This window comes from Roseofilum halophilum BLCC-M91, from assembly GCF_030068445.1.
Classification (GTDB): domain Bacteria; phylum Cyanobacteriota; class Cyanobacteriia; order Cyanobacteriales; family Desertifilaceae; genus Roseofilum; species Roseofilum halophilum.
Map to the genome: position 1 here is coordinate 14,459 of NZ_JAQPOK010000153.1, position 18,546 is coordinate 33,004.

At 47.1% G+C, this 18,546-nt stretch carries 17 protein-coding genes and 1 CRISPR repeat array; of the genes, 13 read left to right on the forward strand and 4 right to left on the reverse strand.

Going from position 1 to position 18,546, the window contains the following annotated elements:
• Positions 1 to 235 precede the first annotated feature (235 nt).
• From PJF56_RS19760 to PJF56_RS19805, 10 genes are all read left to right on the forward strand, one after another.
• On the forward strand, positions 236 to 1,513 hold the full coding sequence (locus PJF56_RS19760; RefSeq protein WP_347179593.1) for a TldD/PmbA family protein: 1,278 nt from the start codon (positions 236 to 238) through the stop codon (positions 1,511 to 1,513).
• 65 nt (positions 1,514 to 1,578) lie between these two features.
• The gene (locus PJF56_RS19765; protein ID WP_283764432.1) at positions 1,579 to 4,260 is read left to right on the forward strand and encodes a chloride channel protein; all 2,682 of its coding nucleotides are present in this window, start codon (positions 1,579 to 1,581) and stop codon (positions 4,258 to 4,260) included.
• 101 nt (positions 4,261 to 4,361) lie between these two features.
• Positions 4,362 to 5,198 (forward strand): DUF928 domain-containing protein, encoded by an 837-nt coding sequence (locus tag PJF56_RS19770; RefSeq protein WP_283764433.1) that lies wholly within the window; start codon positions 4,362 to 4,364, stop codon positions 5,196 to 5,198.
• A 132-nt stretch (positions 5,199 to 5,330) separates the two neighbouring features.
• Positions 5,331 to 7,355 carry a CRISPR-associated endonuclease Cas3'' gene (locus tag PJF56_RS19775; protein ID WP_283764434.1) on the forward strand — a complete coding sequence of 675 codons (2,025 nt, stop codon included), beginning with the start codon at positions 5,331 to 5,333 and terminating at the stop codon, positions 7,353 to 7,355.
• 139 nt (positions 7,356 to 7,494) lie between these two features.
• Positions 7,495 to 7,635 (forward strand): hypothetical protein, encoded by a 141-nt coding sequence (locus PJF56_RS19780; RefSeq protein ID WP_283764435.1) that lies wholly within the window; start codon positions 7,495 to 7,497, stop codon positions 7,633 to 7,635.
• Positions 7,636 to 7,690: 55 nt separating this feature from the next.
• A CRISPR array of direct repeats spans positions 7,691 to 8,450; the repeat unit is 37 nt; unit sequence GTTTCAGAAAGACTTTCATCTTTCTGTGGATTGAAAC.
• A gap of 61 nt (positions 8,451 to 8,511) precedes the next feature.
• Positions 8,512 to 8,697 (forward strand): hypothetical protein, encoded by a 186-nt coding sequence (locus tag PJF56_RS19785; RefSeq protein ID WP_283764436.1) that lies wholly within the window; start codon positions 8,512 to 8,514, stop codon positions 8,695 to 8,697.
• A 190-nt stretch (positions 8,698 to 8,887) separates the two neighbouring features.
• Positions 8,888 to 9,511, forward strand: coding sequence for a type I-C CRISPR-associated protein Cas5c (gene cas5c / locus PJF56_RS19790; RefSeq protein WP_283764437.1), 624 nt, complete (start codon positions 8,888 to 8,890; stop codon positions 9,509 to 9,511).
• On the forward strand, positions 9,496 to 11,127 hold the full coding sequence (locus PJF56_RS19795) for a type I-C CRISPR-associated protein Cas8c/Csd1 (RefSeq protein WP_283764438.1): 1,632 nt from the start codon (positions 9,496 to 9,498) through the stop codon (positions 11,125 to 11,127). The genes cas5c and PJF56_RS19795 overlap by 16 nt, the downstream gene beginning before the upstream one ends.
• On the forward strand, positions 11,120 to 11,968 hold the full coding sequence (gene cas7c / locus PJF56_RS19800; RefSeq protein WP_283764439.1) for a type I-C CRISPR-associated protein Cas7/Csd2: 849 nt from the start codon (positions 11,120 to 11,122) through the stop codon (positions 11,966 to 11,968). The genes PJF56_RS19795 and cas7c overlap by 8 nt, the downstream gene beginning before the upstream one ends.
• Positions 11,969 to 12,185: 217 nt before the next feature.
• Positions 12,186 to 12,737 carry a Uma2 family endonuclease gene (locus PJF56_RS19805; RefSeq protein WP_283764440.1) on the forward strand — a complete coding sequence of 184 codons (552 nt, stop codon included), beginning with the start codon at positions 12,186 to 12,188 and terminating at the stop codon, positions 12,735 to 12,737.
• A 46-nt stretch (positions 12,738 to 12,783) separates the two neighbouring features.
• Here PJF56_RS19805 and PJF56_RS19810 read toward each other — a convergent pair whose 3' ends face one another.
• Positions 12,784 to 14,202 carry an MFS transporter gene (locus PJF56_RS19810; protein ID WP_283764441.1) on the reverse strand — a complete coding sequence of 473 codons (1,419 nt, stop codon included), beginning with the start codon at positions 14,200 to 14,202 and terminating at the stop codon, positions 12,784 to 12,786.
• Positions 14,203 to 14,311: 109 nt separating this feature from the next.
• Here PJF56_RS19810 and PJF56_RS19815 point away from each other — a divergent pair, with 109 nt between their 5' ends.
• The gene (locus PJF56_RS19815; protein WP_283764442.1) at positions 14,312 to 14,848 is read left to right on the forward strand and encodes a phosphoribosyltransferase; all 537 of its coding nucleotides are present in this window, start codon (positions 14,312 to 14,314) and stop codon (positions 14,846 to 14,848) included.
• 118 nt (positions 14,849 to 14,966) lie between these two features.
• Positions 14,967 to 16,508, forward strand: a complete 1,542-nt coding sequence (locus PJF56_RS19820; protein ID WP_283764443.1) for a phospholipase D-like domain-containing protein — start codon at positions 14,967 to 14,969, stop codon at positions 16,506 to 16,508.
• A 172-nt stretch (positions 16,509 to 16,680) separates the two neighbouring features.
• Here the strand turns inward: PJF56_RS19820 and PJF56_RS19825 are convergent, their stop codons facing one another.
• The 3 genes from PJF56_RS19825 to PJF56_RS19835 all read right to left on the reverse strand — a co-directional run bounded on the left by PJF56_RS19825 (position 16,681) and on the right by PJF56_RS19835 (position 18,079).
• Positions 16,681 to 17,265, reverse strand: coding sequence for a Uma2 family endonuclease (locus PJF56_RS19825; RefSeq protein ID WP_347179592.1), 585 nt, complete (start codon positions 17,263 to 17,265; stop codon positions 16,681 to 16,683).
• 233 nt (positions 17,266 to 17,498) lie between these two features.
• Positions 17,499 to 17,792, reverse strand: a complete 294-nt coding sequence (locus tag PJF56_RS19830; protein ID WP_283764445.1) for a type II toxin-antitoxin system RelE/ParE family toxin — start codon at positions 17,790 to 17,792, stop codon at positions 17,499 to 17,501.
• A gap of 8 nt (positions 17,793 to 17,800) precedes the next feature.
• A complete protein-coding gene (locus PJF56_RS19835; RefSeq protein ID WP_283764446.1) occupies positions 17,801 to 18,079 on the reverse strand; it encodes a ribbon-helix-helix domain-containing protein in 279 nt (92 codons plus the stop codon).
• A 69-nt stretch (positions 18,080 to 18,148) separates the two neighbouring features.
• Between PJF56_RS19835 and PJF56_RS19840 the strand changes: the two genes are divergently transcribed.
• Entirely contained in the window at positions 18,149 to 18,289 is a 141-nt protein-coding gene (locus tag PJF56_RS19840; protein ID WP_283764447.1) for a hypothetical protein, read from the forward strand.
• Positions 18,290 to 18,546: the final 257 nt, after the last annotated feature.

The window sequence follows — 18,546 nt, forward strand, 5'->3', positions numbered from 1 at the left end:
ACCATGGCGGGAAGCGCCATAGACTCCTTTTTTGGTAGAGTGAACCTAAAGCCAGAAACAAGCGGGAGGGTGAGAACGGAGCGTGAACGATCGCACAGGGAATCAAAAGTTAACCGATCGAGAGGATCGCAGTTCAAGGGGCGATCGCATTGCTGAAAGTTTAGTTTCGGCATCCCAATCCCCCTCCAGGGTTGACCCGTCTGAGGTCTCTTGGGATGAGACGGGTGAGCAATTATTGGATTTAGCTGCCCGAAAGGGTGCAGAAGCAGCCGAGGTGTTTTTATCCAAAGCCCATTCAACTCCCATTCTCTTTGAAGCTAACCGGCTCAAAAGTGTCCTCACTCACCACAGTGAAGGGGTTGCCCTGCGGTTATGGAAAAATGGGCAACCGGGATTAGCGGTATGTCATGGTTCAATTGCACCGGAACAGTTAGTGGAAAAGGCGATCGCCCTTTCTCAACTGCAAGAACAATCAGAGTATGTGGAGTTAACCCCTGGATGTAAACAAGTTTACCCAGATTTGGGTACATGGGTTGAGGGTCAGCAGCTCCTAGCCTGGGGAGAAGAGGCGATCGCCCAGTTGCGAGAGACCCAAGGTGATATTCTCTGTAGCGCGGAACTCGACAGTGAAGCGGAAAGCACACGCCTGCTCAATTCAGAAGGTCTCGATTGCAGTTATACCGACACCACCCTCAGTGGTTATCTGGCAGTAGAATGGGTACGCAGTGATGATTTTTGCAGCATCAGTGATGGCCAGGTGCAACGGGATACCCTGAATTTAGGAGAAATCGTCTCCAGAATCCAAGACCACCTGAAAGCCTGCGATCGCAATGTGAGCGCCCCCCAAGGCCGCGTCCCCATTCTGTTTACTGCCAAAGCAGCCGATTTGCTTTGGGAAACCCTGAGCGCTGCCCTCAATGGTAAACAAGTCTTTGAAGGGTCTTCCCCTTGGGCAGACAAACTCGGAGAACAGGTCACTTCATCCCAGATTACCCTCTCTCAAGACCCGCAAATGGGGCCCTATAGTTGCCCCTTTGATGATGAGGGAACGCCGACGAAACCCCTGATCTTTGTGGCAAATGGGGTTGCGAACAACTTTTTATGCGATCGCACCATGGGTCGCCAATTGGGAATCGGAACCACCGGCAACGGTTTTCGACCCAGCCTCGGCAGTTATCCCACCCCCTCTCTGTATAATCTGATTGTCTCTGGGGGGCAAAAACGGGCCCTGAAAGACCTGATTGCTTCCCTGCCGGATGCCCTAATTGTGGATCAAATTTTAGGTTCAGGGGGAGGAATTTCCGGAGACTTTTCCATTAATGTGGATTTAGGCTATCGAGTGCGGAATGGAGAAATTATGGGTCGAGTCAAAGACACTATGGTGGCGGGCAATATTTATCACTGTCTGCGAAATGTGGTGGAACTGGGAGGCGATCGGGAATGGAATGGCTCTTGTTATACCCCATCTGTTATCGTCGAAGGCTTATCCATTACCAGCAAACTCGACAATTGAGGAGCAACAACAGACAATAATTCTAAACATTTTTAATTTTTAATTTTTAATTTTTAATTGAAACCGTGCGTCCTCTCCTGCTACCCAAACGACGGGTAATGATTGCCGAGGCTTGTCTGATTGGATTAGTCTCCGGTTGTAGCGCCGTCTTACTCAGAAATGGCATCGGCATATTGGGGGGGTGGCGCATCTGGCTCACCCAAATTTTCCCCGCTTGGTTTATCTTACCCCTGGTGGGGATGACCTTTGCCTTTCTCTCCGGCTGTTTCATTGAAGCCTTTGCCACCGAAACCCAAGGTAGCGGTATTGCCCAAGTCAAAGCCGTACTCGAAGGAAACCCTCTTCCCCTCAGTTGGCGCACTGCTCTAGTCAAGCTCACGGCTGGACTGCTTTCCCTTTCCTCTGGACTCACTCTCGGTCGCCAAGGGCCAACGGTACAAATTGGAGCCGCCTTAGCTTCGGAAATTGCCCGAATTTTCCCCACATCTCCCAACCATCGGCGGCAAATGGTGGCGGCTGGAGCAGCCGCAGGACTGGCGGCCGGCTTTAATGCCCCGATCGCCGGTATGTTGTTTGTGTTAGAGGAATTACTCCATGATGTTTCCGAATTAACCCTAGAAACGGCGATCGGAGCCTCCTTTATCGGTGCAGTCGTCTCCCGCATCTTTGGGAATGACTTCGATCTCAATCGGGAAGTGAGCGCCTCCGTTGCCCATTTCTCGGCCCCAGAAATTCCGGGTTTCCTAATCCTAGGTATCCTAGCCGGTCTTCTGGGCACACTCTTTAACCAAGGCATCATTACCAGCCTCAACCTCAACCGTCGTCTGCCCCTAACTTTACCCGCTCGTATGGCCCTAGCGGGTCTCATTTCTGGCCTTTGTATTGCCCTACTCCCTCCAAGTTTTAATGACCATGCGGGGTTACGACAACTGCTGTTAATTGGCGATCTCCAAGCCAATGAGGTCATTCTCGCCTTTGTTGTCCATTTTTTACTCACCTGTTTAGCCTACGGTGCAGGGACACCTGGAGGACTCTTTGCCCCTACTCTCACCCTAGGGGCAGCTCTGGGGTATTTAGTGGGTTATCTTTTGGGCTTACCCCTAGGAGTTTCTCCGGATACTTATGCCTTAGCAGGAATGGGAGCTTTTTTTAGTGCCGTGGGTAAAGCGCCCATGACCAGTATTGTGATTGTGTTTGAAATCACGGCAGATTTTAATTTGGTTTTACCCCTGATGATTGTGTCGGTGGTGGCCTATTTTATTTCCAGTTTGTTGGAGAAAAACTCCCTATACCAACGGCTGTTGATCTGGAATGGCATGGAACCCCAAAATGAGCAACGCAAAACACCGGAAGGGTTTGATGAGTTAATTGCTGAAGATTTGATGCAGCGCCGGGTGGAAACCTTGAATCTCCATTTGCCCTTGGATCAAGTGGTACAGGCTTTTTCTCGCTCGCACCATCGGGGTTTTCCTGTGGTTCATGAAGGACAGTTAGTTGGTATTGTGACTCAAGGAGATCTAGAGAAACGCCCCCAAAATCAGAACGCTCTGCTGGGAGAAATTATGACGGCAGATCCGGTCAGTGTTGCCCCCTCTTGTCCCTTGAGTGAGGTGGTGTATTGCCTCAATCGTTATAAACTGAGCCGTTTGCCGGTGACGGAGGGACGCAGGTTAGTGGGGATTATTACCCGCAGTGATATTATTCGGGCGGAGTCGGATTTGTTGAGTGGTGTGGGGCCTGCTCTGGGGCCAGCCGGTGGGAGTTCTTATGTCATTTATCAAACCCATGGGCCGGCGATCGGTCAGGGGCGGATTTTGGTTCCGGTGGTCAATCAGCGTACAGCGGCCCTATTGTTACAGATGGCAGGGGCGATCGCCGCCGAGCAGAATTATGAGTTGGAATGTCTGCAAGTAGCGGTGGTCTCCGATCATACTCCCGTCGATCAAGCACGGGTAAATTTTGATCCCTTTCAACGCTGGACTGACTATACCCATCACTTGGGTGAAGATTTAGGAATTAGCGTACATACTCAGGTTCGAGTGACCCATGATATCGGGAAAACCATTTTGGAGACGATTAAGTATCGCCATGTGGATTTGTTGGTCATGGAATGGAAAGGAAAAACTACCAGAGAGGGGCGAATTTTTGGGGATGTGGTCGATACCTTGATTCGCCAAGCTCCTTGTGAGGTGGTGTTGGTGAAGTGGGCTACGCGCGGACAGCAAGCAAAATGGCATTTTAACCGGTGGTTATTGCCTTTAGCAGGGGGCCCCAATGCGATCGCCGGGGCTGAGTTGTTACCGGGTTTAATCCATTTGCGAGAAATTCATTTGAGATCCCGTAGGGGAGATCAGTCGTTCTCCCCGACTCAGTTTTTCCCACCAGAAATCCAATTATGTCAGGTCTCTTCCCCAGAACCCAACGCTCAGGTTCCCCTGGTATTGGAAGAGGTACAGCAATTTTTACTCAATCGCCTCAAATCCTTTGGGGATAAACGCAACCAAAATTTGCGATTACCGAAGTTAACGTTGGTTAAGTTAGTATCTGAACAGGTCAGCGAAGCGATCGCCAAGCAAGCTCAAGAGTCCCATATTGATGTGGTGATCATGGGTGCATCACGGGAAGGTCTACTCAAACAGGTGATTAAAGGCAATATTCCAGAGGCGATCGCCTCTGGATGTGATTGTACAGTTATTTTAGTCCGTCAAGCCGTCTTCCTGACTCCACCTTTAGACACTGGGGATTAAACAGGGGAAGATTTACACAGTTGGGAATTCAATGTTTAAAATAGAAGTAGACATTATTGTGGATTTTAGTGTTGTTTTTTTCTGATGAGGATCGATCGTTTATGTTATTTTCCTGGTTACCCTCCATTTCCTGGACGCGCACTCAAGGGACATTAGCAACCCTTTTAGCCTTAGGTGTGAGTGTCTTTCCCTTGCCGAGTCTAGCCCTAGAAGACCTACAATTGCCAGAAGAAATCGGATTACCTAGCCGCCGTCAAGCGGGTGGAACCCGTGGCCCCTGTATTACCGATCAAAAGGGTCAACTCATGGCTATTATTCCTGAATTGAACGTAGGTCGCACCCTCACTAATTCACCCACTGTATTTGTATATTTACCTAAGCATACTGCCGATCGAGGGATGCTGATTGTGCAAGAATTAGATCGAGAAAAATTGGCTCAATCGGGCTTGACTTTAGCCGATATCGATGCACAAAATCAAGATCGATTTTTGAAATCAGAATTTGAAAGTTCTGTGTCTCTGAATCAGGAGTCAGGTATCTTAGGTGTGCCCCTGAGTAGCGATCCTGAGTTACCGCAACTAGAAGCGGGGAAAATTTATTTGTGGGCGTTTCAGTTGGTTTGTAATAATACATTTAGTGATTATACTCAAGGATGGATTCAGGTTGTCCATGCAGAGGGAGATCAAGCCCCTGTCAAAGCTCAATTGGATACGGCTAAATCTGACCGCGATCGCGCAAAAATCTATGCCCAAGCGGGTTTATGGTACGATTTGTTGGCTACTTTAGCTCAGTTACGTTACAGTGCATCTGGCCCCGATCGCGATCGAGCAACGGCTGATTGGCACAGCGTCCTCACCCATCCGCAAGTGGGGCTAGATGAGCTGGCCGATCAACCCCTGTTATCGAATCCTCCAACTGCGACCGTTTTAGCTCCCTAGTCTACCTGAGTCAACAGGCGGGTTCATTTTTATAGCGCTGCGCGCTAGGGAATAGGGAATAGGGAATAGGGAATAGGGAATAGGGAATAGGGAATACGGATGCCCCGGACTAGATTGGAAACCAACAAAAAGATGAAAGAACCCATAGCTCGTCCAGGGCAAACCCTTAAAACTCACCTATCTAACGTCAGCGATCGCCTCCTCAGTTTACTGCCAGAACCCTATAGACCTTTATCTAGCGCTGGCCTGCTGCATGACGTAGCCAAGGCCTCAACAGGCTGGCAACACTATCTTCAGGAAAAGGTAGAGGGGAAAGACCCCAAAATGGTGACCCATGCAGCAGAAAGTGCTATGGCAGCCGCCATGATTTCAGGGTGGAACCGGAAAAATCCGCCCCTGATTGCCTACGCGATCGCTGCCCATCATTCACAGCTCAAATATAGAAAAAATAGTGAGTGGTTCAAAACGCAAAAACAAAGAGATGCTGATCCAGAACTTAAGGACATGATTCTTGAGTCTATGGCTTGGTTTCGTCAAAGCTATGGGGAGTTTAATATTCCTGGCCACTTAAATTTAGAGAGCAGTGAAAAAGATGTGGCCATCCGCATGTTGACGGCTCTGTTGGTGGACAGTGATCGCCTGGATGCCCATTGCTTCTCTGGGGGGACTGTGGCGATCGAAGCCCCACCGCGATCGCCTCAAATTGTGCTGCCCACTCGGTCTACTGCCATCGACTCGATTCGGAATCGGTTCCGAGAGGCAATCTGTGTGGAAACAGGGCATCCATTTTACCGACTGACAGGCCCTTGTGGAGTGGGCAAAACGAAGGCGATTATGGAGGTGTGCGATCGCCTACAAGCGGAAAAAATTATTTATGTTGCGCCCTTGAAATCTATCCTGAAGCAATCAGCCGATGAGTTTCGGGTTGCCTATGGTGCAGAAAATATTCTAGAACACCATAGCGGTTACGATCCCCAAGAACATCAAGATTGGCAAATCTGGAAAGCCCAGACGGAGCGGTGGGAACTCCCAGTCATCGTAACTTCAGGGGTTCAGTTCTACGAATCCTTGCTCTCTAACCGGGCTTCTAAGTTGCGTAAATTAAGGGCGCTCATTAATGCAGTGGTGGTTTTGGATGAAGTACAAACCCTGCCGACTCAGGCGTGTAAATCTATTCTGGCGATCTTGGATCAGCTCACCCAGCACTGGGGATTAAAGGTGATTCTCTGTTCGGCAACTCAGCCTAAGTTTGAGTTCTGTCCTAGGGCTGCCTCTGCTCCTGAACTTGTGCCTCTAGAGGTGGTGGCATGGTGTCGAGGGCAGATGAGAAACCGGGAGTATGAATGGGTGGGGGATCTCGATTGGCAGGCCATTGGCGAGCAAATCGATCGCTCTACCTTGATTGGGGTGAATACCCGAAAAGCTGCTCAAAACTGCTATTATGCGCTTCTGGCTCAGGGCATTAAAGCCCTTCATCTCTCATCGGCGATGTGCCCACTGCACCGGGAACAGGTGGTTAAAGCAGCCAGACAACAGCTCCATCGGGGACAGTTATGTGTTTTGATTGCTACTCAGGTGATCGAGTCGGGGATTGATATTTCGTTTCCCCAAGCATTTAAGATGATGGCTCCACTCGATTCGATCATTCAATTTGGAGGACGGGTTAATCGGGCTGGGGAATATCCAGGCGCTAAGGTCTTTTTGTTTGATCATGGGGAAAATTTACATAGTCCAGAATATGCCCAGGCGATCAATGTAACCAGGGATTTACTTCAAGCGTATGACGATCCGTTCTGGGATGACCACGATCTAGCGATCCGGGATTACTATCAGCAAAAATTTGGTTTTGAGGGGGTTAATTTAGAAAAGTTGAGGCTAGATCTGAATTTTCCTGAAGTGGCTAAATTTCGGTGTATCGATGATAATCAAATCACGGGTTATGTTCAATGGGGTGGCGGTAAACGGCTGATTGAAGCATTGCAAGAGAAGATCAAAAATAAGGAGTATTTAACATTGGGGGATTGGAAACAGTTGGCACAGTACGCAATTTCGGTTCCTCAGTCGCAAGCTCGTCACGTTCAAGTTGAGGATGGTCTTCGAGTGTGGAGTGGAGATTATGATGAGGCGATCGGTGCGGTGTTAGTGGATCACGATTAGTTATAGCGCTTCGCGCTAGGGAATAGGGAATGGGGTATAGGGTGAAAAATGGTTTTCCTATTACCCATTACCCATTACCGCGCAAAGCCCTGTATTCATTACTGGATTTTCCGACGCTAGGGGGGTGTGGAAAATGAGAATGGTTCTCGAATGGCTGGATTTATTGCAGGCTAAGGGTTCTGGCGTTTTCTTGGGCAAAAGCAGCGTCGGACTAGACAGGGCAAGGGTTTCAGCGATTTTAGGCAAGAGTGGAGGCGGCGATCGTGGTAAAATTCGGTAGAGCGTCGGAAACCGCATCTGAATCTCTTGCTGTGCAAGGGGTTGAGATGCGGGCAGTTTCAGAAAGACTTTCATCTTTCTGTGGATTGAAACTCCGGTGAAGAACTATCAGAGGGGAGGGGAGGATTAAGTTTCAGAAAGACTTTCATCTTTCTGTGGATTGAAACCCGCTAACAGAGAAGCGATCGCCCCAGCTACCAAGTTTCAGAAAGACTTTCATCTTTCTGTGGATTGAAACAGAGAGCCTAATCCTTATCGGCTTCCTAGCGGTAGTGTTTCAGAAAGACTTTCATCTTTCTGTGGATTGAAACGGATTCCTTCTACGGGGACTGGCCTTTTACCTTGTTTCAGAAAGACTTTCATCTTTCTGTGGATTGAAACACGACTCAAATCGATGCCGATGCGTGTGTCGCTGCGTTTCAGAAAGACTTTCATCTTTCTGTGGATTGAAACAACTGGGGCAAACAATATCACCTATCTCTAAAAAAGGTTTCAGAAAGACTTTCATCTTTCTGTGGATTGAAACTTTTATCTCATCCAACTCTTCAGGGATTTGGTCGAGTTTCAGAAAGACTTTCATCTTTCTGTGGATTGAAACGCTTTTAGCAAAAATAAGCAACTCTTTGATTGAGTTTCAGAAAGACTTTCATCTTTCTGTGGATTGAAACCAGGACTCAAAGCGCCAATGGTTTAGCCGCGTCTAGTTTCAGAAAGACTTTCATCTTTCTGTGGATTGAAACATTAGGGAGTATGGACTAATGGATGATGAATTAATCCGGTTTCAGAAAGACTTTCATCTTTCTGTGGATTGAAACAAAGCGACGATTGCAACCGACAGAGCCTATAGAATGGCGATCAGACAAGAGAGGACAACCCGATGCCAGAACCACAAAAACCACAAACACCCAAAGATCAACTTCAAGCGATTCTAGAGATAAATTCAGAGATCCTCAGAGAGACGAAGCTTTTGCGGCAACAGCTATCTAGCAAGATTATTAAGGCATTGGCTATTGTTTTCTTGGTGCAATTTCTTTTACTTGAGGTGTTGCGAAATATTTATTGACTGTCTCAAGAGGGAGTGGGGTATTGTTTCAGAAAGACTTTCATCTTTCTGTGGATTGAAACCATACATTCGCAAGCTGCTCCCCCTCCCCCTCCTGGTGTTTCAGAAAGACTTTCATCTTTCTGTGGATTGAAACGGCCCTAATTTCAGTTATCATGGTAGTTGCTTAGTGTTTCAGAAAGATTGAAACATGAAACTCAAATTCACGGCAAGTCGGGCGATCTTCACTCGCCCTGAACTCAAGGTGGAAGCGGTATCGTACCCAATTCCACCCCCTAGCGCGATCGCCGGGATGCTCTCCTCGATTATGTGGAAACCTGAAATGCGATATCGGATCAACCAAATCATCATGATCAATCCGATTCAGTATAGCAGCGTGATGAGAAACATGGTGAAGAGCAAGGCATTTCGGCAAAATCGCATTGATATTGAGAGAGATCGCACCCAGCGATCGCACCGATACCTAAAAGATCTCTGTTTTATTGCCGATTTCGATATCCTGGCAGACGATCCGATCAAATACATTGCCCAATTGAATCGCCGGGTTGACAAGGGGCAATCCTTCTCTGGAGTTTACGCCGGGACTCGCGAGTGTACAGCCGATTTTTCCCATCCCACCGGAGAAGAAAAACCCCATTACACCTACGATGGCACGATGGACTTCGGCCTGGTGCTACACCACCTCAACTATATTCCCAATCCCAAGGGCAAAGTCACCTGGAAAGAGAAAGGGAACATCGTCAAGGGAGACGTGGAACCCGTCATGTTCCACGCCATAGCCGAGCAAGGGGTAATCCAATGTTCAATCAGTTAACCGCTTTGGGCGAACGGCTCAATACCCTGGAACTGCTGCCCCCCAAAGGATACGCCATCCAAGAAGTGACGATCATTGTTGACTTAGATGCTCCCCAATTGCCGCCTAAGATCGTTGATCCGATCCGATTACCTGTCCCTCACCTAGAGCGCAATGGGGCTAAACCCGCGTTGTTGGTTGACCGGGCTGAATATGTGCTGCCGTTTTTTCCCAAAGACAAAGACAAGGCTGAGAAGAAACACCAGCTATGGATTGACCTCATCGAGCAGTTTATCCAACAGACTGGAGATAAAGAAATACGGCTGGCTCTGGAGTACCTGGAAAACCTAGGAGATTGGATGGGTGAGATCTACCAGGAGGCCAACAACAAAGACCGGATGAATCTAGAAAAGTGGGTGGATTTTCGGTATAAAGGCGATCGCCTCTGCGAGTCCGCGACCATTCAGCAGTGGTGGCAACAGCGCTGGTTATCGGCCCAACAGACTACCCAAGGCACTTGCCTCCTCACGGGACAACAGGATGATATTTGCCGAATTTTGCCCTATAAGAATAAGGGAATTGCGGGCACAGATGGGGCAGGGGTGAAGCTAACCTCATTTGATAAGGCAGCCTTCCAGTCCTGGGGATGGGAAGGCTGCCACAACGCCCCCATCGGATTACCGAGAGCGATCGCCTTAACTCAAGCCATGCAATGGTTGATTCTCAGTGACAACCATTCCTTTAAGATGGGCAATCTGACCTACTTCTTTTGGTCAAACTTGGGGGATGGCCTCGATCTCAATCTGGCTGAAGATATCGAGGAAATCGATCCCAGAGAAGACCGTTATCAAGGGATTTTGGTTAACGCTACGGGCGATCGGCTCAAGGTTTCGGATGTTGCCGACCAGGACTATCACCTGATGGCCGTTCGAGGGATGGGCGCTCGTGTGGCGATTACCTCCTATGGCACAGAAAAAGCCGATCGCATCATCAATTCTATTCGAGAGTATCAGCAGATTCACTTAGATGTCACCGCCCATACCCAGCATCCTAAGATTTACGCTTTGTGGAAAATCGTCAGCACTTGCTTGCCCCCTGGTAAAGGAATTGAGGTCGTTAAAGCTCAAATCACCCGTGAATTTTTAGACTACATCTTCACCGGCAAACCCATAAGTCAGTCGGTAAAAATTCGACTACTTGAGAGGATCGCCAAGTCAGGGGATATTTCACAAACTCAGGCGATCGCGCTCAAGATTATCTGTAAAGGAGCAGCCATGGAACAACATGAAATTGCCGAACGCTACGGCAGAATTGCCTTTTTGATGCATCGCGCTGAAGTTGCAGTTAGGGGAACAGAAGACACTTCGGCATCTAAGGCTTTTGGGTCTTTGATGCGATCGCCTCGCACCGTTTTCCCTCGACTTTACCGGCTCCTAGATATTCATTTGAAGTCCGGAAAATCTCACAGAGAAGAGCGCTTACTCACGCCACTATTCAAAGGAATGCCCTCATCTTCTGAACTGCAAAAAATTCAATTTAACCTGGATGAGCAAACCGCATTTTGTGAGGGATGGTGGAAACAAAAAGCAGAGTATTTCACCAAGAAACCTGAATCGGGAGAAAAATCAAATGACTAAACAAAACGACCCAACCAAGCGCCACGATGCAATTGTATTGTTTGATTGCACCAACAGTAATCCTAACGGCGATCCAGATGCTCTAAACGCACCCCGTATGGATATTACCACCCAACATGGATTGGTCACTGATGCGGCCATTAAACGCAAAATCCGCAATTATGTTTTAGATAAAAAGCAGGGTGAAGAAGGCTACAAGATCTTTGTTACCCAAGGGGCAATCCTCAATGATGCCATCAAAGCGGGTTATGATGCCCTAACGATTAAGGTCTCCAAGGCCGGAAACCCAGAACAACAAGCTCAAGTACAAGCCTGGATGCAACAGCAATACTGGGATATTCGCATGTTTGGCGCTGTTTTATCCACTGGCATGAATGCAGGGCAAGTCTGGGGGCCCGTTCAAGTTGGGTTTGGGTCTTCTGTCGATCCCATTGAACCCATGACTGTTACCCTGACTCGATGCGCTGCCACGGATGGCAAAGAAGGCAAGGATAATAAAACCATGGGAACTAAAGAAATTATTCCCTATGGGTTGTACCGGGCTGAAATTTCCTATAATCCGAACCGGGCCAGTGATGCCGTAACCTCAGCAGATCTAGAGTTATTCTGGGAAGCTTTGTTGAACTGCTGGGAAAACTCAGACTCTAGTAGTAAGCGTTTGGACTGCCAAGGATTAATGGTGTTCACCCATGAGAGTAAGTTAGGAGATATCCCACGACGGGACATTAATAGCGCGGTATCTGTGATCAAAAAGGAAGATCAGAACGTACCTCGATGCTTCTCAGACTACGAAGTGGCGATCGACTCCGATCTGGCTGATCGGTTTGCCAGATTCAGGTAGTTAGAGCAATTAACAATTAACAATTAACAATTAACAATTAAAAGGCAAATCATCGTAAATTGTGCAACGGGAAATGTCCTCTCCCTTTCATATCAAGTCCGTTAGACTCAGTTATAATATGTCATTGCGAGTGGAGTGAAGCGGAATGAAGCAATCCCAGCCGTCCCGGTAATCTTGGCGTTTCCGCTTCGCGGACATGACAATTTTTAATTGAACTATGACTGCCACACCTTATCGATGGGCGATCGCCAATTATCACCACGCCATCCGCGCTGGGATATTCAACGACCAAAATCTGGAACTGATACGCGGAAAACTAATCGTTATGCCACCAGAGGGAGAACCCCACGCTTACTACAACAGCGAAGTTGGGGACTATCTGCGGAGTCTGTTGGGTAACCATGTCAAAATCCGTGAAGCGCACCCCATTACCCTTACCAATGACTCAGAACCGGTTCCCGATCTGGCCATTGTTAAACCTTTGGGACGAGTCTACCTGGAACACCATCCCTATCCTGGGGATATCTTTTGGATTATTGAATTTGCCAACACCACCCTGACTCAAGATACAACGACTAAAAAACAACTATACGCTGAATCAGGAATCCCGGAATACTGGGTTGTCAATCTCCAAGATGGTCAACTCCAGGTTTACACTCAGCCCCAAAATGGGGACTATGCCACAGAAACAATCCTAACCACCGGAACCCTATCCCCCACTGCTTTTAAGGATATCGAGATTCAAGTCCAACGGCTCCTTAGCGCTTAAGCTAGTAGCCTATACAAGCAGATCCTGCCCACCCTACCCGATACTTTTATCCTCTGTTTTTCCTGTTGTTCATTCGATTCTGTTCCAGTTTGAGGAGAATTTCTTGATGAACAGTCTGGGTAATGGGATAGAAGTACGCTAAAACTGCGCCGAGTACCACACAGCAAATGGGAAGCAGGGTAATACATAAACGAATGGCCAATAGTGCCGAATCGGGTTGGATAGGAGCGGTTGATCCGGCGATCGCCGATTGATATCCCGACCACCCTAAAATCTGGCCCACTAAGGCTAAACCCAGGGCCAGACCCATTTTTTGTAAGACCAACATAAAGGAATAGAAAATTCCCTCTCGACGTTGACCGGTTTTCAGTTCATCAAGATCGATCGCATCGGGGAGCATTGACCAGGGAATTAAATAACCCACAGACACCCCAAATCCAGCAATAATACATAACAAGAACATTAAGCCAACTTGACCGGGTTGCAGCAGAAATAACCCCAACTCCGTAATCAGCCAAAACCCAGCACCGAGATAGTAAACGGCTTTTTTGCCTAACCGATAACTGACTTTACTCCACACAGAGAGCATCACTAGGGCAGTTCCTTGTACGGCCAAAGCAGCCATGAAAAAGAGAGAATCGGGTAATCCCATCCAACTGACGACATAATATTTAAGCACTGTAGCTGTAACTTGGATGGCTAACCAGGAGGATAAATAAATTCCCATCACGAATAGGAAGGGCCCATTGGTAAAGGCAATCTTGATTTGATCGACCAGGGGAATCGATTCTTCAGTATGGGTGAGTTGTCTCTCTCGTTCTATGCGTTTGACGGGTTGGCGAGTGCCCCAAATGGATAAATAGAGGGGAATAATCGATAATACGGTGGCTAGACCAGCCAGTACCAAATGTTGCAGTTTGGGGTCTGGAATCAGTAAGGATAAAACTAATCCTAGGATTAAGGAGAAGATACTGCCGCCAATGGAGAAAGTGAAGCGAAAGCCATTGAGGGTGGTGCGTTCATTGTAATCTGGGGTGAGTTCGGCCGTGAGGGCCACATAGGGCAAGTTGACCATGGTGTAGCCCAGATTAAAGAAGATGCTGATTACCACGTAGTACCAAAAGGTTCCCCATTCGCCGAAGGGAGGGACAACCCAACAGAGGAAGAAAAAGAGACCAAAGGGAATTGCGCCCCAGATCATCCAAGCATGTCGTCTTCCCCATCGAGATTGGGTGCGATCGCTTAAAAAGCCAATGACTGGATCGTTAATTGCGTCCCAAATTTTACCAATCATTAACACCTGACCGGCTAAACCTGGACTGAGACCGGCGACATCCGTTAGGAAGGGTAAAAAGATAAACACCAAGAGATTGGCGGTAATGGCTGGCCCTAAATCTCCCAGGCCATAGGAAAATTTGTTTAACCAGGTTAGGGGTGATGGCGATCGCGAGGCTTCAGAGGTCATAGGTACGGTATGCTAATAGTATGGGATAATTGGGTTTCCATAGGACTTGGTTGCCCCTGGAGCTAAATATTCTATGATGCTCCCTTGATGCCCTTCCCTTATATCTGTGATGTCTGATTTATTTGTTTCTTGGTCAGAATACCACCAGAAGATTGAACAATTGGCAGCCCAAATTTATCAATCAGGTTGGGAATTTAATCAAATTGTCTGTATTGCCAAGGGTGGTTTGCGCGTTGGAGATATTCTCTGTCGATTATATCGGAAACCCTTAGCGATTCTTTCTGCTTCATCATACACGGGCCCGGATTATCAGACACGGGGTCAAATTCAGTTTTCTCGTCATTTAAGTATGACTACTGAGCATTTGGGGTCTCGGATTTTGTTGGTTGATGATTTGGCCGATTCCGGGATTTCGCTGCAAGAAAGTATCGCTTGGTTACAGAATTACCGAGAACAGGAAGGGGAATCGGAAGGCGATCGCCTCCATGAGATCCGCACGGCGGTATTATGGTATAAATCCTGCTCCACTCTTGTGCCGGATTATTATATCGATTATCTGACCAATAATCCCTGGATTCATCAACCCTTTGAACTCTATGAGCAAACTCTCCTTGAGGAACTGGTGGCAAAATATAGTTCTAAATAAGAAACATATATCCTGTAGGGGCTGGTTTCAAACCAGCCCCTACCAAACCAGCCCCTACACAATACTCCTAGTCCTGTTAAGTCTCCTCTTCACAGGATGTAAACCCAAAACTCCAGAATTGACCGCAATTGAGCCTCTACCTCAAGACCCATTGATTCAAGTTTATTTTAATGCTTCTGAAGCCTCCAGTTATACAGAACCTTATCGTGAAATTACTCGCTTAGGGGACAATTTAGAAGCGGTTATCATTGAGGAAATTAATCAAGCTCAAACCAGCATTGATATCGCTGTTCAAGAGTTTCGTCTTCCCCAACTTGCCCAAGCACTCGCCACTCAAGCCAAAGCTGGCGTAAAAATCAGGGTAATCTTAGAAAATACTTATTCTCGACCTTGGAGCAATTTTACACCGGGTGAAATTGCCCAATTAGATCCTGACGATCAAAATCGCTATCGGGAATTTGTCAAACTCGCCGATATTAACCAAGATGGTCAACTCTCTGAGGATGAAATCAACCAAAGAGATGCCCTGGTTATCCTGCATAATGCCAAAATTCCGGTCATTGATGATACGGCAGATGGGTCCCAAGGCAGTGGGTTAATGCATCACAAATTTGTGGTGATTGATAACCAGCGCTCGATCGTTTCTTCCGCTAATTTTACGACCAGTGGCATTCATGGCGATTTCTACAATCCAGAGAGTCGCGGCAATGCCAATCATTTGCTGACGATACAAAGTCGCGAACTTGCCCAGCAATTTACCCAAGAATTTAATCTGATGTGGGGAGAGGGGAATTCTGGAGCTAACCGTCCTCAATTTGGACTGCAAAAACCCTTACGCCCGCCTGAAAGTGTGGTGGTTGGTAATACACCGGTTTCCGTTCAGTTTTCTCCCACTTCTCCCTCCGAGTTATGGACAAATAGCGCCAATGGTTTGATCGGTAACACCTTGAAAACGGCTCAAGAAACCGTGGATTTAGCTTTGTATGTGTTTTCTGAGCAACCTTTAGCCAATATTCTGCACATTCAGCATCAAAATGGGGTTCAGGTGCGGGCGTTGATCGATCCGGTGTTTGCCTATCGATACTATAGCGAAGCCTTGGATATGTTGGGACTGGCGATCGCCCGTCAATGCAAAACTGAACCCGACAACCGACCGTGGAGAGCTAAAATTGATACCGTCGGCACACCGAAATTAGCGATCGGTGACAAACTGCACCACAAATTCGCCCTCATCGACCAAAAAACCATCATTACCGGCTCCCAAAATTGGTCAGTAGCTGCTAATCATAAAAATGATGAAACCGTCCTGATTTTCACCAATCCTACCGTTGCCGCCCATTTTGACCGCGAATTTCAACGCCTGTATCGCAGCGCCAACCTCACCCTTCCAGAGCGCATCGCTGACCAAATCGCCCGTCAAAATCAAGACTGCCCCCAAATTGAAGCCCAAACCGACCACCCCATTCGCGGCAAACTCGTCAATTTGAATACCGCCACCCCAGAAGAATTAGAAGCCTTACCCGGAATTGGAGCAACCCTAGCCCAACGGATAATTGCTTTCCGTCAACAACAACCCTTTACCTCCCTAGAAGATTTAGATCGAGTTCGAGGGGTAGGGCCAAGTTTATTAAGAAAATTAGAAGGGCGAGTCACCTGGTAAATATTTTTGATAATTTGCTACCGGTAGTTTTGCCATTGTGAGATTGTGTTGGGTTTTGTTAATTATACCTGTTTTGACCTATTTGGCGATCGCCCACTAAAAAAGCGCCCTACCACCAAAAAAGCGATGGGTTTAAATGTAATGATATATTGGGCTTTGACCCAATCTTCAGCTACTCTTGATTAGGATAATCTTCATCTTCCTCAAACACTGGCGGCCACAATTCAGAAATTTGTAATTCCCAGCCCGGAAGCAATTCAGGAATGGTAAGAGTTTCTCCGTTTGTCAACAAAATGGGTTTTTGATTGGGGCGATACAGAGTCACAGTTAATTCGTCTGGGTCAATTAAAATGCCAATTTTCACTCCTTGGTCGAGAAACATTTTAATTTTTTGGCGCAATTTGGCAAGGCGATCGCTTTGTGATTTAACTTCTACTACTAAGTCCGGGACAAGAGTCCCAAAATATCGAACGCTGCGAGGGAGGCGATCTCGCAAAACAAAAGAAACATCTGGTGCTTTCAGGTCGCCCCCAGGCAAAATAAATCCACCTGCGGAGTCAAATACGCGACCGAGACGGCGCGGTTTTACCCAATTACGAAGTTGACTAGCGAATTCGAGGGAGACTTCGCTAGAGATGATATCTGATGGCCCCATAACAGTAATCTTACCTGCTTCTAGTTCCAGTTGACAGTCAAAGTCAGCTTCGCTGAGAATTGACTCAATTCTTTCCACGTCTTTTATGGTCATTTCTGGCATAGTGGACAACTCCAATTGCATTAGCGATGATTTATTGTAACGCTAAAATCGCGATCGCCCCCACAAAAAAGCGATTCGGTAGGGTGTGTTAGCGGGGAGTTAACGGTTGCCGAAGTCAAGTAAACTTGATTCCCCGCGTAACGCACCACAATATTGGCGATTTCGGTGCGTTACGTCGGGCTTTTTAATTGACTGATTAAGTTCAAAATTTATCCCCGACTAACGCACCCTACCTATGCCTGAAAAATATCCGACAAATTTCGATAACCGCTAATCACGCGCACAATTTCAATGCCGTCTTCAATTATCTGATAAAAAATAATATAACCCATTAACGGACTCCCACGTAAATTCTGACTAAACTGAGAGTAAGAACGTCCCAAATAGGGAAACCGGGCTAACTGCTGACATTTTTTATTAAAGCCCTCCACAAAACGCTCTCCAGCTTCGACATTTTTTTCCATAAAGTAAGTAGAAATTTCCTCTAAATCCCTACTGGCAGCAACCGTGATTAAAAAACGGTTCATGCCTGTACCTATGAAGCTAATTTAACTTTTTCTCTCAATCGGGCAATGACTGCTTCTCCATCCAAGGACTCTCCGCGTTTTGACTGTTCTAATCCTTCCTCTATTTTCTGGCGCGTTTGTGCCAGCCAAGCTAAGTATTCTGGATTTTCTGTTGATTCGTTGTATGCAATTTCATCGGTGAGAAGTATTAATGCGGTATTTATAGCAGTTTCTAATGAAGGATACCGACCTTGCTGTACTAATCGTTCCAGGACTTGCGTTTGTTCTTGACTTAATGTAATTTGCATCACTGTTATCTCCTTTTTTTAAATGCCTATCAATTGTTCAGGCATATCTATATTAGTATTATAAGGGTTTTGAGGGCGATCGGGCTTTGGGGAGGAGGGTCGATTCTCGCGCCTACCGCCTCCCCAAAAGCGATCGCCCCCCAAAAGCGATCGCCTTCTGGGAAAATGGGCGATCGCTTACCGGGTAGCTTTCCAGGTAGGGTGCGTTAGCGGGGAGTTACCCCTCTTTTGTCACTCTAGGCAGAGGAAAATAAGAAATCAGGGTCAAGAGAGAGAGGAAAGAGAGCAAGACAAGCACGATTAATCAAGGAAATTAATCGTGGGAGCCCCAAAGATAAGTGAGGGATAGGAAAGACCTCTAACCAATAGAGAATTACGTTAAAGCATATCAAAGGAATAAGAAGTATACGGAGATTATTTAAGCCACTCTTCCAGTTTTTATTTGAGTCCCAATGGGGATGTTGATG

Bases quoted from the DNA above. Each gene is read 5' to 3' on its own strand.
- cas7c (WP_283764439.1), top strand. From the start codon at position 11,120: ATGACTAAACAAAACGACCCAACCAAGCGCCACGATGCAATTGTATTG.
- PJF56_RS19785 (WP_283764436.1), top strand. From the start codon at position 8,512: ATGCCAGAACCACAAAAACCACAAACACCCAAAGATCAACTTCAAGCG.
- PJF56_RS19795 (WP_283764438.1), top strand. From the start codon at position 9,496: ATGTTCAATCAGTTAACCGCTTTGGGCGAACGGCTCAATACCCTGGAA.
- PJF56_RS19815 (WP_283764442.1), top strand. From the start codon at position 14,312: ATGTCTGATTTATTTGTTTCTTGGTCAGAATACCACCAGAAGATTGAA.
- PJF56_RS19775 (WP_283764434.1), top strand. From the start codon at position 5,331: ATGAAAGAACCCATAGCTCGTCCAGGGCAAACCCTTAAAACTCACCTA.
- PJF56_RS19830 (WP_283764445.1), bottom strand. From the start codon at position 17,792: ATGAACCGTTTTTTAATCACGGTTGCTGCCAGTAGGGATTTAGAGGAA.
- cas5c (WP_283764437.1), top strand. From the start codon at position 8,888: ATGAAACTCAAATTCACGGCAAGTCGGGCGATCTTCACTCGCCCTGAA.
- PJF56_RS19835 (WP_283764446.1), bottom strand. From the start codon at position 18,079: ATGCAAATTACATTAAGTCAAGAACAAACGCAAGTCCTGGAACGATTA.
- PJF56_RS19825 (WP_347179592.1), bottom strand. From the start codon at position 17,265: ATGCCAGAAATGACCATAAAAGACGTGGAAAGAATTGAGTCAATTCTC.
- PJF56_RS19805 (WP_283764440.1), top strand. From the start codon at position 12,186: ATGACTGCCACACCTTATCGATGGGCGATCGCCAATTATCACCACGCC.
- PJF56_RS19810 (WP_283764441.1), bottom strand. From the start codon at position 14,202: ATGACCTCTGAAGCCTCGCGATCGCCATCACCCCTAACCTGGTTAAAC.
- PJF56_RS19780 (WP_283764435.1), top strand. From the start codon at position 7,495: ATGGTTCTCGAATGGCTGGATTTATTGCAGGCTAAGGGTTCTGGCGTT.
- PJF56_RS19770 (WP_283764433.1), top strand. From the start codon at position 4,362: ATGTTATTTTCCTGGTTACCCTCCATTTCCTGGACGCGCACTCAAGGG.